The organism is Komagataeibacter xylinus (assembly GCF_009834365.1).
In the GTDB taxonomy this organism is placed as follows: domain Bacteria; phylum Pseudomonadota; class Alphaproteobacteria; order Acetobacterales; family Acetobacteraceae; genus Komagataeibacter; species Komagataeibacter xylinus_D.
On record NZ_CP041348.1, the window covers coordinates 2,415,741 to 2,429,238 of the forward strand.

10 protein-coding genes are annotated in these 13,498 nt (G+C 65.6%); all 10 read right to left on the bottom strand.

What is annotated here, in order from left to right:
• Nucleotides 1-208 precede the first annotated feature (208 nt).
• The 10 genes from ligA to murC all read right to left on the bottom strand — a co-directional run bounded on the left by ligA (nucleotide 209) and on the right by murC (nucleotide 13,470).
• On the bottom strand, nucleotides 209-2,353 hold the full coding sequence (gene ligA, locus FMA36_RS11555) for an NAD-dependent DNA ligase LigA (RefSeq protein WP_159262411.1): 2,145 nt from the start codon (nucleotides 2,351-2,353) through the stop codon (nucleotides 209-211).
• A 1-nt stretch (nucleotide 2,354) separates the two neighbouring features.
• Nucleotides 2,355-4,076, bottom strand: a complete 1,722-nt coding sequence (recN, locus tag FMA36_RS11560; protein WP_159262412.1) for a DNA repair protein RecN — start codon at nucleotides 4,074-4,076, stop codon at nucleotides 2,355-2,357.
• Nucleotides 4,077-4,115: 39 nt separating this feature from the next.
• Nucleotides 4,116-5,000 carry an outer membrane protein assembly factor BamD gene (locus tag FMA36_RS11565; RefSeq protein WP_159262413.1) on the bottom strand — a complete coding sequence of 295 codons (885 nt, stop codon included), beginning with the start codon at nucleotides 4,998-5,000 and terminating at the stop codon, nucleotides 4,116-4,118.
• An 82-nt stretch (nucleotides 5,001-5,082) separates the two neighbouring features.
• A complete protein-coding gene (lpxC, locus tag FMA36_RS11570) occupies nucleotides 5,083-6,039 on the bottom strand; it encodes a UDP-3-O-acyl-N-acetylglucosamine deacetylase (protein ID WP_408885616.1) in 957 nt (318 codons plus the stop codon).
• 157 nt (nucleotides 6,040-6,196) lie between these two features.
• Complete coding sequence (gene ftsZ, locus FMA36_RS11575) at nucleotides 6,197-7,702, bottom strand: cell division protein FtsZ (RefSeq protein ID WP_159262415.1); 1,506 nt, start codon at nucleotides 7,700-7,702, stop codon at nucleotides 6,197-6,199.
• A gap of 78 nt (nucleotides 7,703-7,780) precedes the next feature.
• Complete coding sequence (gene ftsA / locus FMA36_RS11580; RefSeq protein WP_159262416.1) at nucleotides 7,781-9,187, bottom strand: cell division protein FtsA; 1,407 nt, start codon at nucleotides 9,185-9,187, stop codon at nucleotides 7,781-7,783.
• A complete protein-coding gene (locus FMA36_RS11585; protein WP_159262417.1) occupies nucleotides 9,184-10,119 on the bottom strand; it encodes a cell division protein FtsQ/DivIB in 936 nt (311 codons plus the stop codon). Before FMA36_RS11585 ends, ftsA begins: the two co-directional genes overlap by 4 nt.
• A complete protein-coding gene (locus FMA36_RS11590; protein ID WP_159262418.1) occupies nucleotides 10,116-11,057 on the bottom strand; it encodes a D-alanine--D-alanine ligase in 942 nt (313 codons plus the stop codon). Before FMA36_RS11590 ends, FMA36_RS11585 begins: the two co-directional genes overlap by 4 nt.
• The gene (gene murB / locus FMA36_RS11595) at nucleotides 11,054-12,025 is read right to left on the bottom strand and encodes a UDP-N-acetylmuramate dehydrogenase (RefSeq protein WP_159262419.1); all 972 of its coding nucleotides are present in this window, start codon (nucleotides 12,023-12,025) and stop codon (nucleotides 11,054-11,056) included. Before murB ends, FMA36_RS11590 begins: the two co-directional genes overlap by 4 nt.
• On the bottom strand, nucleotides 12,022-13,470 hold the full coding sequence (murC, locus tag FMA36_RS11600) for a UDP-N-acetylmuramate--L-alanine ligase (RefSeq protein ID WP_159262420.1): 1,449 nt from the start codon (nucleotides 13,468-13,470) through the stop codon (nucleotides 12,022-12,024). Before murC ends, murB begins: the two co-directional genes overlap by 4 nt.
• Between the last annotated feature and the right edge of the window lie 28 nt (nucleotides 13,471-13,498).

Here is a 13,498-nt window from a genome sequence, read left to right on the forward strand (position 1 = left end):
CGGGCGGGATCGGAGAGGAAGAGGTAATACGCAAGTACCTGCGCCCGGCACAATGCCAGCACTCATGCCGAGGCACGCATGATCACGACCGGCCAGGCAAAGCCTGCTTTCCTATGAAAAATTTTTTCCGCTCAGGCTGGTAAGCTGGCCATACATGTTCGGGCATGCGTCATGGGCCTGTCAGCCCTCAGCCCTCAGCCCTCAGCCCTCAGCCCTCAGGTTGCGGGGCAGGGGGCATGCCCGCAAGGACGCGCCAGTTGGCCTCATCCATCGTCTCGATACCCAGTTCGGTGGCCTTGCGTGCCTTGGAGCCCGCTTTTTCACCCAGCACCACAAGATCGGTCTTTTTCGAGACACTATCTGATACCCGCGCCCCCAGCCGCTCGGCCACGGCGCGGGCCTCGGGGCGGGTCATTGTGGTCAGCGTGCCGGTAAACACGATGGTCTTGCCCGACAGGCTGCCTGCCTCGGGTGCTTCCTCATCAAGCACGCGGGTGAGTTCGCCGGTCAGGTCATCCAGCGTGGCGCGGTTATGGGCCTCGGCAAAGAAGGCGACCAGTTCATCGGCAATGGTCGTGCCGATGCCGGTGATGGAGCCGAGTTCCAGCCGTTCGTCCGACCCCACGATGGCGGCCTTTTCCATCTGCGTGTGCCAGTTGGCCAGCGAACCATAATGCCGCGCCAGCAGGCGGGCATTGCTGGTGCCGATGCGGCGGATGCCCAGCGCATAGATCAGGCGCGAGAGTTCAATGCTGCGCCGGGCTTCGATCGCGTTGACAAGATTGCGCGCCGAGACCTTGCCCCAGCCGTCACGGGCCGCGATTTCTTCCTCATGCGCGCCAAGGCGGAAGATATCGGCAGGCGTGCGCAGCCAGCCCAGTTCATGAAACTCGACAATGGTGCGGTCACCCAGGCCATCAATATCGAACGCATCACGCGAGACGAAATGGATCAGCCGCTCCACCACCTGCGCGGGGCAGGTCAGCCCGCCCGAGCAGCGCCAGACCACCTCGCCCTCGGGCCGTTCGGCATGCGCCCCACAGACCGGGCAGGTATGGGGGAAGGCGAAGGGCTGCGTTTCATGGTCGCGTGGCAGTACCACGCCGGTTATCTGCGGGATCACATCACCCGCGCGCTGCACATGCACAAGGTCGCCCTCGCGGATGTCCTTGCGCGCGATTTCATCCTCATTATGCAGGCTGGCGCGGGTCACGATCACGCCGCCTACATTCACCGGCTCCAGAAAGGCCACCGGTGTCAGCGCCCCGGTGCGGCCGACCTGAATGTCGATTTTTTCCAGCCGGGTAATGGCCTGCTCGGCGGGGAATTTCCACGCCACCGCCCAGCGTGGCGCACGACCCGCAAAGCCCAGGCGCTCCTGTAGCGCGCGGTCGTCGAGCTTGTACACCACGCCGTCAATATCGTAATCTAGCCCCGAGCGTTCGCGCGTCAGGCGCTCCATGAAGGTTTCGGCGCCGTGCGCGTCCGGCACCTGCGTGCTCAGCGGATTGACGCGAAAGCCCCATGCACCAAGCTGCTCCAGATAGTCATGATGCGTGGCAGGCAGCGGGCCATCGCAATAACCTGCGGCATAGGCGAACAGCGAAAGCGGGCGTTTGGCCGTAATGGTGGGGTCAAGCTGGCGCAGCGAGCCTGCGGCGGCGTTGCGTGGGTTGGCAAACGGCTTTTCGCCCGCCTCTTCCTGTGCTGCGTTCAGCTCAAGGAATGCCTGCTTGGGCAGGAAAATCTCGCCCCGGATCTCGATCGTGTCGGGGTAGGGGGCGGGAAGCTGGTCGGGAATATCGCGCAATGTGCGCAGGTTGGCGGTCACGTCCTCGCCTTCCGTGCCGTCGCCGCGCGTGGTGCCGCGCACGAAGCGCCCGTGCACGTAAGTCAGGCTGATCGACAGGCCATCGATCTTGGGTTCTGCCACGAAGGAAAGCGCGCGGGCCTGCTCCTCACCCAAACCCAGAAAGCGGGCGATGCGGCTGACAAAGCCCTCGAATTCCTCGCGCGAGAACACATTGTCCAGCGAGAGCATCGGCACCATGTGCCGGTGGCGGCGGAAGGGGCCGCTGGCCGGTGCCCCCACCGTAGCGCTGGGGCTATCGGTCTGGGCATGGCGGGGGAATTCAAGTTCCAGCCGCGTGTTCAGGCGGCGCAGCGCGTCATAGGTCGCATCATCCACCACCGGCGCGTCGTGCTGATGGTAGGCGGCATCGAGTGCTGGCAGCAGGGTGGCAAGCTGCTTGAGTGTTGCGGCTGCATGGGCCTCGGTCTGCGCGTCTGCCGCGTAATTGGCCAGCAGCGTGCGGGCCTGCTCGGCCAGGTCATCGGTCGGGGCGGCGGGCATGTCAGACCCCTTTCAGCAGGCTGTCGGCCGCGGCGCGGGCGGCGGGGGTAATGGTGTCGCCTGAAAGCATGCGGGCGATTTCCTCGCGCCTTGCCTGTTCATCAAGCGGTGCGGCATGCGTTTCGGTGCGGCCTTTGTTCACGCTTTTGCTGATGCGCAGATGGGCATCACCGCGTGCCGCCACCTGCGGGCTGTGGGTCACGACCAGCACCTGCACGCTACGGCCAACAGTATAAAGCCGCTCGCCAATGGCCGAAGCGGTGGCGCCCCCCACGCCGGAATCGACTTCATCAAACACCAGCGTGGGAATGGCCGAGCGCCCGGCCAGCACGACCTTGAGGGCAAGCATCAGGCGCGAAAGTTCGCCGCCCGAGGCCACCTTGGCCAGAGGCCCCGGCGGCTGGCCGGGATTGGCCGCGATCAGGAACGAGGCCTGTTCCTTGCCACGCGCGTTCCATGCTTCGGCCTCAAGCGGCACCAGGGATACGATAAAGCGCGCGCGCTCCAGCTTGAGCGGCTTGAGTTCGGCCATCACCGCCTGCTCCAGCCTGCGGGCCGCCTTCTCGCGTGCGGCGGTCAGTTCAAGGGCGATCTCCTCAAACCGGGCGCGGGCCTCGGCCACGGTTTTCTCCAGCCCTTCAATGCGGGCATTGCCCGAATCGAGGGCGGTCAGCCGTTCGGTAAAGGCGGCGAGCAGCCCCGGCAGTTCGGGCACGGACACGCCATGTTTGCGGGCCTCGGCACGCAGGGCGAACAGGCGCTCTTCGGTCTGTTCCAGCAGGCGCGGGTCGGCCTGTGCGTCAGATGCCAGGCGCGAGAGCATGTTCTCGGCCTCGGCCAGCGCTTCTTCCGCGCGTTCCAGCGCGTTGAGCGCTTCCTGTGCGGCGACCTGCTCGGCAGCGCCCACGGCCTCGGGGTTGAGGTCGGTGGGAGCGGGCAGCAGGCGCTGCAGGGCGCGGCTGGCATTGCGCAGGGCGGATGCCGGGCCGGGGGAGCGTCGGTCGCGCGGCGCAAGGTCGGCCAAAGCTGCGGCAATGGCTTCGGCGCGGCGTTCACCCTGCTGCAGCGCCTGTCGCAGGCCGGCAAGCTGGGCTTCCTCGTCCTCCTGCGGGGCAAGGGTGCCCAGATCCTCCACCGCCTGGCGCAGCCAGTCTTCCTCACGTGCGGCATTTTCCATTTCCGCCCGTGCGGTGGCGAGTTCTGCCGTGGCTTCGATCCATGTGCGGTAGGCGCCTGCCACGCGACCCCGCAGGGGGGCGGGCACGCCAAAGGCATCGAGCAGGTCGAGATGGGTCGTCTGATCGGCCAGACCCATCTGCTCGTGCTGGCCCTGTATTTCCACCAGCAGGGTGGCGGCGCGGCGCAGCAGGCTGACAGCAACAGGCTGGTCGTTGATATAGGCGCGCGAACGGCCATCAGTCGTGACCACGCGGCGCAGCAGGATCGGTTCGCGCTCGTCATCGAGCATGATGCCCTGCTCGCGCAGCAGTTCATGCAGCGGGTGGGCGGGCGCGATCTCGAAACTGGCGCTGACACTGGCCTGCCCGCAGCCCGCGCGCACGAGCGAGGCACTGGCCCGCTCGCCCAGAGCGAGGCCAAGGCTGTCAAGCAGGATGGACTTTCCTGCCCCGGTCTCGCCCGTCAGCACGGTCAGGCCGGGGGGGAAGGCGAGGTCCAGTTTTTCGATCAGGACCACGTCCCGTATCGAGAGCTGTGTCAGCATGATCGGTTCCTGTTCAGCACGAAGGATCGTTGGCGGAAATCAGAAAACCGAATGCCACGCCCGCTGGAAGACGTTGCGCCCCTGCTTGTTGTCCTTGCCGTCCACGCCCTTGATCAGGTGATGGGCGCGCAGGTGGATGTAGGCATCTTCGTACCACTTGCTGCTGGGGTAGTTATAGGCCAGCACGGAGCCGGTCTTGCGGGCCTGTTCCAGCAGGCCCATGTCCAGATATACTTCTACCAGCCGCTCGAGTGCCTCGGGCACGTGGTTGGTGGTCTGGAAATCCTGCACCACGCGCTGGTAGCGCCCGGCGGCAGCGGGGAAGTCGTTCTGCTGCTGGTAGTAGCGACCCACCAGCATTTCCTTGCCCGCCAGATGGTCGCGGCACAGATCGATCTTGAGCTGCGCATCACGCGCATAAGGGCTCTGGGGGAAGCGGGTAATCACCTCTTCCAGCGCATCCATGGCCTCGATTGTGCCCTGCTGGTCGCGCTGCACGTCGGCTACCTGCTCGTAATAGCATAGCGCGCGCAGGTAGAAGGCATAGGCGGCATCGGTGCTGGTGGGGTGCAGTTCCAGAAAGCGGTCAAGCTGCTGCACGGCCTCGGGATATTTGTTGAGCAGGTAGTTGGCATACCCCTCCATCAACTGCGCATTGGCCGTGTACTGGGAGTAGGGATAGTTGCGCTGAAGCGTGTCAAACTGGTTGACCGACAGCAGGTAGCGGTCCGAGCGCAGGGCATCGACACCGTTATTGTACAGTGTCTCGGCCGAGCCGACACGCGGCGCGCGCTCGTTGATGGTGCTTGCGCTGTTGCCGCATGCCGCCAGCAGGCCTGCCAAAGGCAGGAACACCAGCCAGCGTGCCGGCTGGCAGGGGCTGCGCGAAGGCTGCGGAGTTTGATGTGATATGCGTGCGAACATGCCAGCTCTTCCAGTTACGGGAGCTTTATATCATGTGCCGGGTGTGGGTGAAGTCTCCGCGTGCGGATTTCACACTCCCACATCACGCGGCCTGCGTACAGGGCTGGCCCACGGGCGTGTCGGCAGGGGCGACATGCCAGTTCGCCTTATCGGCAAACAGCTTGCGCAACAGGCGGTTATTAAGGGTATGGCCTGATTTGTGCCCCCTGAAATGCCCTTCGAGCAGGCCACCGGCCAGATACAGGTCGCCAATCGCATCAAGCACCTTGTGGCGCACGAATTCATCCGGGTGGCGCAAGCCTGCGGGGTTGAGCACGCTGTCGCCATTGACCACCACGGCGTTGTCGAGCGAACCGCCCTGTGCGAGCCCGATGGCGTGCAGGTGCTCGATCTCGGGCTGGAGCACAAAGGTGCGCGCCCGGCTCAGGTGCTGGCGGAACAGGTGGCCGTCAACCTGCGTTGCATAACGCTGCTGACCAATGGCGGCGGCAGGAAAGTCTATGGAAATATCAATGGCCAGCCCCGCTCGGCTCGCGGGGGAGAGTTCGGCAAACGCGTCGCCTTCTTCCACCCGCACGGGCCGGATGACATGGATATGCTGGCGGCGGGCCGCCTGCGGCCTGCGGCCTGCGCATTCGAGCAGGAACACGAATTCGGCGGCTGAGCCGTCGAATACCGGGATTTCCGGTCCATCCACCTCGACAAGCACGTTATCGATGCCACAGCCTGCGAGTGCCGCCATCAGGTGTTCCACCGTGGCAATGCGCGCGCCCTGTGGCCCGTGACCAAGTACCGTGCTCAGCTGGGTGTCCACTACCGTGTCGTAACGGGCGGTGACAGGCGGCATGGCGCAGTCGGTGCGATGAAAGACGATGCCGGTATTCTCTGCTGCAGGCGAGAGGCGCAGGCTGATTCGCGCGCCGGTATGCAGCCCGGTGCCCACGCTGCTGATCGGCTGGCTCAGGGTATGCTGCATCTGCCCATCATGGCTGACTGGCGACATGAAGGAAAAATGTGCGGGCGGCACCATGCCGTTCATTGCCTGTATCCTTGACGGAAATGTGGGAGAACTCGCGGTAACTGGCATGGTCTCATGCTAGCGCCTTGTTTCCCGTTGGAACAGTCAAGGATTATTGCCTATTGTTACCTGTCTGCAAGGAACTGGCGTGGTCCGGCCGGACCACGCCAGGGTTGTGTCAGTGCGAGCGCCGACGCAGGAAGGCGGGAATATCAAGCCCCCCATCATCAGGCGGCGTGGTATTGCCCGGCGCAGGCGGGGCTGGAGGCTGTGCCATGGGCTGCTGCTGCACCGAAGGCTCGGTGCGCTGGGGCTGCGGCGCCTCGGGCTGCGGCGGGGTGGAATGGCGGCGCAGCGCCCCGGTCACGATGCCGAACAGGCTACGGGGGGCGGCCTGTGGCTCAGGCGCCTGGGACCGGGCATTTTCCGTAAACAGGGGCGAGCGGGGCGAACTGCGCTGCGCCTGCGGTGGCACGGCATTGGGGGAGGGTGCGCGTGGTGCGCCAAGCGGGCGTTGCCCGGCACCGGGAGCCGGAGCATGACCGGGCCGGGGCGGTGCGGCGTGCTGTAGCGGTGGCGCGGGCGGAGACTGCGGTGCGGCCTGGGCCGTGTTGGGGGCCACAGGCTGCGGTGCGGCCGCTTCGGGCGCGGGCTGCGGCGCGCTTGCGGGTTCCGCTGCCTCGGCAGGCTGGGTGGTGCTCCGGCCCGCGGGCGGGTTGTCGATGCCAGTGGCCACGACCGAGACGCGGATCTTGCCATTGAGCGAGGTGTCGATGGCGGAACCGAAGATGATGTTGGCGTCTTCCGCCACTTCCTCGCGGATGCGGTTTGCCGCCTGGTCCACTTCGAACAGCGTCAGGTCTTCGCCACCCGTGATGTTGATGAGCAGGCCCTGCGCCCCCTTCATGGAGGTATCTTCAAGCAGCGGGTTGGAGATCGCGGCCTCGGCGGCGGCAATGGCGCGGTTATCGCCTTCGGCGTCGCCCGTGCCCATCATCGCCTTGCCCATTTCCGCCATGATGGTGCGGATATCGGCAAAATCGAGGTTGACGAGGCCCGGCGCCATCATCAGGTCGGTCACGCCGCGCACACCCATGTACAGCACGTTGTCCGCCATTTTGAAGGCATCGCGCCAGCTCGTGCTTTCATTGGCCATGCGGAACAGGTTCTGGTTCGGGATCACGATCAGCGTGTCAACGAACTGCTGCAACTCGGCAATGCCCGCCTCGGCCGACTTGGTGCGGCGCATGCCCTCGAACATGAAGGGCTTGGTCACCACGCCCACGGTCAGGATGCCGCGCTCGCGTGCCATGCGTGCAATGACGGGCGCTGCCCCCGTGCCGGTGCCGCCACCCATGCCCGCGGTGATGAACACCATATGCGCGCCATCAAGGTGGCGGGAGAGTTCATCGCATGCTTCTTCCGCCGCGGCGCGACCGATTTCGGGCTTGGCGCCTGCGCCAAGGCCCTGCGTCAGGTGCGGGCCAAGCTGGATGCGGCGGTCGGCCTTGCTGTGCGAAAGCTGCTGGGCATCAGTGTTGGCGACAATGAATTCCACACCCTGCAACTGCGAGTGGATCATGTTGTCCACCGCGTTGGTACCACCACCGCCAACCCCGATCACTGTAATGCGGGGGGTGAAATCGGAATGATTCTGCTGCGGGATGGTCAGGTTGAGGGTCATGCTGGGCTCCCGATGGATGGGGGGTAGGCGTGCTGGCATACTAACGGCAAAAGTACAATAAAGGGTTTCCGTGCAAGATCATACCCTATCACGTATGAAATCCACAAAACGTCTTACAAGGCCGCCGGGGCGGGCATTGCGCGTGTCGGGTTCGCCCATTTCATCGGCGGCGCCCGCAGCCCAGGCCAGTAATCCGGCCGATGTGGAGAACATGGGCCAGGTGGCTGAGTTTTCAGGCAGGCCCACAATGCGGCGGGGGCGGCCAAGACGCACCTGCCGGTTGAGGATGCGCGCCGCCATCGGCCCGATTCCCTCAAGCAGAGAACCACCGCCGGTCAGGATCACGCGGCCGTCGGCTGCAGGCCCTACGGCTGCCATTTCCAGCCTGTCACGTATCATTTCCAGGGTTTCCTCCACGCGTGGATGTATGATCGAGACAATCTTTGAGCGTGAAATTCTGACATAATGATGGTCGTTATCGCCAATCAATTGCACGAGGATGGGATCGTGATCATCGCCCGCGAGCAGTTCGGCCGAGCCATACATGGTCTTGAGCCGCTCGGCGCTGTCGATCGAGGTGGAAAGTCCCTGTGCAATATCGCGTGTGATATGCAGCCCCCCCACCGGAATCGTGGCCGTGTGCAGCAGCCTGCCCTCGCCAAACACGCCGATTGAAGTCAGTCCGCCGCCCATGTCCACCACGGTTGCGCCAAGGTTGCGCTCGTCCTCGCTCATCACCGCAAGCCCCGAGGCCAGAGGGGAGGACACCATGCCCGCGATCTTGAGTTCCACGCGTGACAGCACGGCCTCGAGGTTGCGCAGCGCCGTGGTGTTGGCATCGATCACATGCAGCCGTGCGGAGAGCAGGTCGCACAGATGCCCGCGCGGGTCGAGCACTTCCTGCGTATCATCCACCGCATAGTCGAGGGGCAGGGTATGGATGGCCGAGCGCCCTTCAGAGATGGCGCGCAGCCGCCCTTCGGCAATGATGCGACTGACATCGCCCTCGGTGACCTCGCGCCCGCCAATGGGCCAGCGTGCGTTGATGTGACGGCTCTCGGGGTGGCCGCATGACAGGTTGACGAAAATCGAATCGCGCCGCTCGGTCGCCATGTCTTCTGCCTGCGCCACGGCGTTGCGTATGGCCGATTCCGCCTCGCGCAGGTCCACGATACCGCCCGAGCGCACCCCGTGCGAGCGCCGCCAGCCATGGCCAAGGATGCGAATGGTGTTGTCAGGCTCGCCCCGCCCGATCAGGCAGACGATCTTGGTCGAGCCGATATCAAGCACGCTGAACGGCCCGGTGCGCAGCTTGCGCGTGGGCATGCGCTCGGCGGCGGGCACAAGGGTTGCGGGCGCGCGCGGGCGGGGCACGCGGGCTGGCACGGCAGGGCCACGGATGGCTGGTACCGCAGGGGTTGCCGGTGTGGTCGTGCGTGTTGCGGGAAGGGTCGTCCCGACCGGTCCCGGCACTGGATAGGTCATGCCCGCCTCCGTTTCAGGCCGTTATCGGGGGAAAGCCATGGCCGCGTGGGTACCTGCTCGCCCGTGGGGGCTGCCTGTGGCGGGCTGTCGCCCTGGTCGGATCCATTGCTGTTGTCATTCGGCGTCACGGGGTTCTCACGGATGATCAGGCGGTCTGGCAGGCGCATGTCTATGGCGATAACGGGCCGGTCGAGTATTTTTATGGTTTCCTGCATTTGTGCAAGACGCTTGAGCGCTGCAGCTTCCTGCCCTTCGGGCAGCAGGATGGTCGTGCCGTTGCGCAATGTCAGGTTCCACCGGCGCTGCCCCACGCGGGCTGCGGCCACGACATGGCTGCTCACCTCGGGCTGGGCCGTGAGTTCATCGATCATGGCGGCGGCGGCGAGATTGGCGTCGGGTCCAACCACAAGCGGCAACTGGCGGAAGGCCTCGGCATCCTTGCCGGTCATGCCCTTGTCACGTACCTGGTTGCCCGCCCGGTCGATCAGCATGAAATGTCCGTGATTCTGCCACACGGCAAAAGGCTGGCGCTCGAACAGGTGGATGAGGATGGTGCCCGGCAGGTGGCGCTCGACCACGGAATGATCGACAAAGGGCAGCGCGTCGATGCGCTCACGCGCGGCCTTGACCGAAAAGCCGAGAATGAAATCTCCCGTGCGCACGCCCAGCGCTTCCTGCAATGCGCTTTCGCTGGTCAGCACGCAGCCGGTCACGTCAATCTCGGTAATGCGCAGCGGCAGCATGTTGATGATCCGCCCCCTGAGTGTGGCAAAGCGCGGGTCCGAGCCGACATGGCGCAGCACCGTGATGCCGCCCGCCACCAGCGCCCCCAGCACCAGCACCAGCAGGGCCGGGCGGATCAGGCGTTTCTGGCGGCGCAGGAAGATCGAAAGCCTTGATGGGCGGTCGCCGCTGTCGGTCGGTCGCCTCATGTACGGCAGGTCGCCTGGTCGATCATCCACTGGCACAGCGTGGCGTAGTCCATGCCGCAGGCGGCGGCCTGCTCGGGCAGCAGCGATGTAGGCGTCATGCCCGGCTGGGTGTTGGTTTCCAGGATCACGAGGCGGCCGGGCAGGTCGGCGCCCGCCGTGTCATCATAACGGAAATCGGTGCGGCTCGCCCCCCGGCAGCCCAGCGCGCGGTGGGCGGCAAGGGCGAGGTCGCGTGCCTGTTCAAAGGCGGCGGGATGGATGCGCGCGGGCAGTTCGTGGCATGAGCCGCCTGCGGCATATTTGGCCTGATAGTCATAAAAGGTGGGGCCGCTGCCGGTGGGCGTGATGTCGGTCACGGTCAGGGCGCGGTCATGCAGCACGCCCACGGTCAGTTCGCGGCCGGGAATGTATTCCTCCACCAGCATGTGGGTGCCGAATGTCCACCCCCTTGCCACCTCGGCGCGGCGGTTGCTGCCTGCGCGGATGATCTCCACCCCCACCGATGACCCCTCATTGAGCGGCTTGACCACGTAGGGCGCGGGCAGCGGGTCGGCGGGTTCGAGTTCGGCGGGAGTGATGCACATGCCGGTGGCAATGGGCAGGTCCGCCGCGGCAAACACGGCGCGGGCGGCATCCTTGTCCATGGCGGTGGCCGAGGCCCGCACGCCGGAATGGGTGTAGGGAACGCCCATCCAGTCGAGTATGCCCTGAATTGACCCGTCCTCGCCAAAGCGGCCATGCAGGGCGTTGAACACGGCGTCGGGCCTGCTTGCCTGCAGGTCGCCCACCAGGGCCAGCAGGTCGGCAGTGGGGTCGATGGTGTGTACGTCATGGCCAAGGCTGCGCAGCGCGTCCACCACGTTGCGCCCGCTATCAAGGCTGACGTCGCGCTCGGCGGAGAGACCGCCCATCAGCACGCAGATGCGGCGGCGTTTCATGTGTCTTCTCCCGTGTGATGGGGGGCGGGCCGCCCGATGCGCCTGATCTCCCACCGGAGCGTGACAGCAGTATGGTCATGCACGCGCTGGCGCACGAGATCACCAAGCTGCTCAAGGTCGGCGGCGGTTGCGGTGCCGGTGTTGAGCATGAAGTTGCAGTGCTTCTCGCTGATCTGGGCACCACCCACCACAAGCCCGCGGCAGCCTGCGGCGTCGATCAGTTCCCACGCCTTGCGCTCCGATTCGTCAGGGGCGGGATTGCGGAAGGTGGAACCACCTGTGCGGGCACGCACAGGCTGGGCGCCCTCGCGAGCAGTGCGGATCTCGTCAATGCGCTGGCGGATGACCGCAGGCGGCGCCTCCTGCGCGTTGAGGCGGGCGCGCACCACCACGGCGTGGGGCGGCAGGCTGGCATGGCGGTAGCCAAAATCAAGCGAGGCGGCGGGCAGGCGCAGCATTCCGCCATCGCGGGTCACGATCTCCACCCAGTCCAGCACGGTCGCCATGTCCGAGCCGTAAGCGCCCGCGTTCATCGCCACCGCGCCGCCGATCGAGCCGGGAATGCCCGCCAGGAATTCAAGCCCTGTCAGCCCGGCTTCAGCAGCATGCTCGGCCACCGTCATGTCCAGGCAGGCCGCCCCCACGATCAGGCCATCGCCATCGCGGCGGATGGTTGAAAAACCACGGGCGAGGCGAATGACCAGCCCGTCAATCCCGCCATCGCGCACGATCACGTTCGAGCACGCGCCCAGTGGCAGCACCGGCACCTCAAGCGGCAGGCGGCCCAGCACCTGGGCCAGATCCTCGGCGCTGGCGGGCTGGAACAGCAGTTCGGCCGCACCGCCCACGCGGAACCATGTACGCGGACCCAGGGCGGCCTGTGGGGTCAGGCGGCCACGGGGGCGAAAGCCCTCCGTGTCCAGACACTGCGCCCATTGCGGCAGGGTAGGGGCAGGATCAGCGGTCATGAATGGGCATCCGCCTTCTGGGCGGGGGCATGGGCAATGCCCTGCAGTTCTGCCAGCTGGGCAGGCAGCGCCTGCGCCCAGTTGGTGATGCTGCCCGCGCCAAGGCACACCACGAAGTCACCGGGGCGGGCAATGGCGTTGATCATTTCCGCCAGGTGCTCCGGCCCCGGCAGCGGCACGACCGAGCGGTGCCCGCGCTCGCGCAGGCCCTCGACCAGCGCATCGCGGTCAATGCCCTCGATCGGCTGCTCGCCTGCGGCATACACATCGGCAATGATGACCGTGCCCGCGTCGTTCATGCAGGTGCAGAACTCGTTGAACAGGCTCTTGAGGCGCGAATAACGGTGCGGCTGCATGACTGCAATCACGTTGCCAGCGCCTGCCTGCCTTGCGGCCTTCAGCACGGCTGCGATCTCGACGGGGTGGTGGCCGTAATCATCGATGATGGTGATGCCCCCGGTCTCGCCCGTGCGGGTGAAGCGGCGCTTGACACCACGGAAGGCGGCAAAGGCCGAGCGGATGGTGGCGTCGTCGATTTCCATCTCGGTGCCGACTGCAATCGCCGCCAGCGCGTTCTGCACGTTGTGGTGGCCCAGCATGGGCAGGCGGAACGGCCCCGCCCGGCGCGAGCGGTTGCGGTTGCGGTTGGTGATCACGACCTCGAAGGTCGCGCCCAGCTTGTCGGTAATCACTTTCTCGGCGCGCACATCGGCCTGCGGCGAGAAGCCATAGGTGATGATGCGGTGGTCGGACAGGCGCGGGATCATCTGCTGCACGGCGGGGTGGTCGATGCACAGCACGGCAAAGCCGTAGAACGGAATGTTCGAGACAAACTGGTCATAGGCCGCCTGCATCGCCTCTTCCGTGCCCCAGTGGTCGAGGTGCTCGGGGTCCATGTTGGTCACGACCGTAATGACCGAGGGCAAGCGCAGGAAAGAGCCATCGCTCTCATCGGCCTCGACCACCATCCAGTCGCCCGAACCCATGCGGGTGTTGGTGCCATAGGCCTCGATAATGCCGCCATTGATGACCGTGGGGTCAAGCTTGGCGGCCTCGAGCACGGCGGCAACAAGGCTGGTGGTGGTGGTCTTGCCATGCGTGCCGCCAACGGCAACCGACCAGCGCAGGCGCATGAGCTCGGCCAGCATCTCGGCGCGGCGCACCACCGGGATCAGGCGCGCGCGTGCGGCCACCACCTCGGGGTTGTCGCGCTTGACGGCGGTGGAGGTGACCACCACCTGCGCGCTGCCAAGGTTGGCCGCGTCATGGCCAATTGTGACGGGAATGCCGGAAGCACGCAGGCGCGCGACATTGGCACTCTCGGCAATGTCGGAGCCCTGCACCGCATAGCCAAGCATATGCAGCACTTCGGCAATACCGGACATGCCAATTCCGCCAATGCCGACGAAATGAATGGTGCCAATCGAAAGGGGCAGGGCTCTCATCTACTCAGGTCTCCGTATTCGCGCTGCC

What these genes read in the sequence shown, in the direction of transcription:
- ligA (WP_159262411.1), bottom strand. Translation starts at nt 2,353, where the DNA reads ATGCCCGCCGCCCCGACCGATGACCTGGCCGAGCAGGCCCGCACGCTG.
- recN (WP_159262412.1), bottom strand. Translation starts at nt 4,076, where the DNA reads ATGCTGACACAGCTCTCGATACGGGACGTGGTCCTGATCGAAAAACTG.
- FMA36_RS11565 (WP_159262413.1), bottom strand. Translation starts at nt 5,000, where the DNA reads ATGTTCGCACGCATATCACATCAAACTCCGCAGCCTTCGCGCAGCCCC.
- lpxC (WP_408885616.1), bottom strand. Translation starts at nt 6,039, where the DNA reads ATGAACGGCATGGTGCCGCCCGCACATTTTTCCTTCATGTCGCCAGTC.
- ftsZ (WP_159262415.1), bottom strand. Translation starts at nt 7,702, where the DNA reads ATGACCCTCAACCTGACCATCCCGCAGCAGAATCATTCCGATTTCACC.
- ftsA (WP_159262416.1), bottom strand. Translation starts at nt 9,187, where the DNA reads ATGACCTATCCAGTGCCGGGACCGGTCGGGACGACCCTTCCCGCAACA.
- FMA36_RS11585 (WP_159262417.1), bottom strand. Translation starts at nt 10,119, where the DNA reads ATGAGGCGACCGACCGACAGCGGCGACCGCCCATCAAGGCTTTCGATC.
- FMA36_RS11590 (WP_159262418.1), bottom strand. Translation starts at nt 11,057, where the DNA reads ATGAAACGCCGCCGCATCTGCGTGCTGATGGGCGGTCTCTCCGCCGAG.
- murB (WP_159262419.1), bottom strand. Translation starts at nt 12,025, where the DNA reads ATGACCGCTGATCCTGCCCCTACCCTGCCGCAATGGGCGCAGTGTCTG.
- murC (WP_159262420.1), bottom strand. Translation starts at nt 13,470, where the DNA reads ATGAGAGCCCTGCCCCTTTCGATTGGCACCATTCATTTCGTCGGCATT.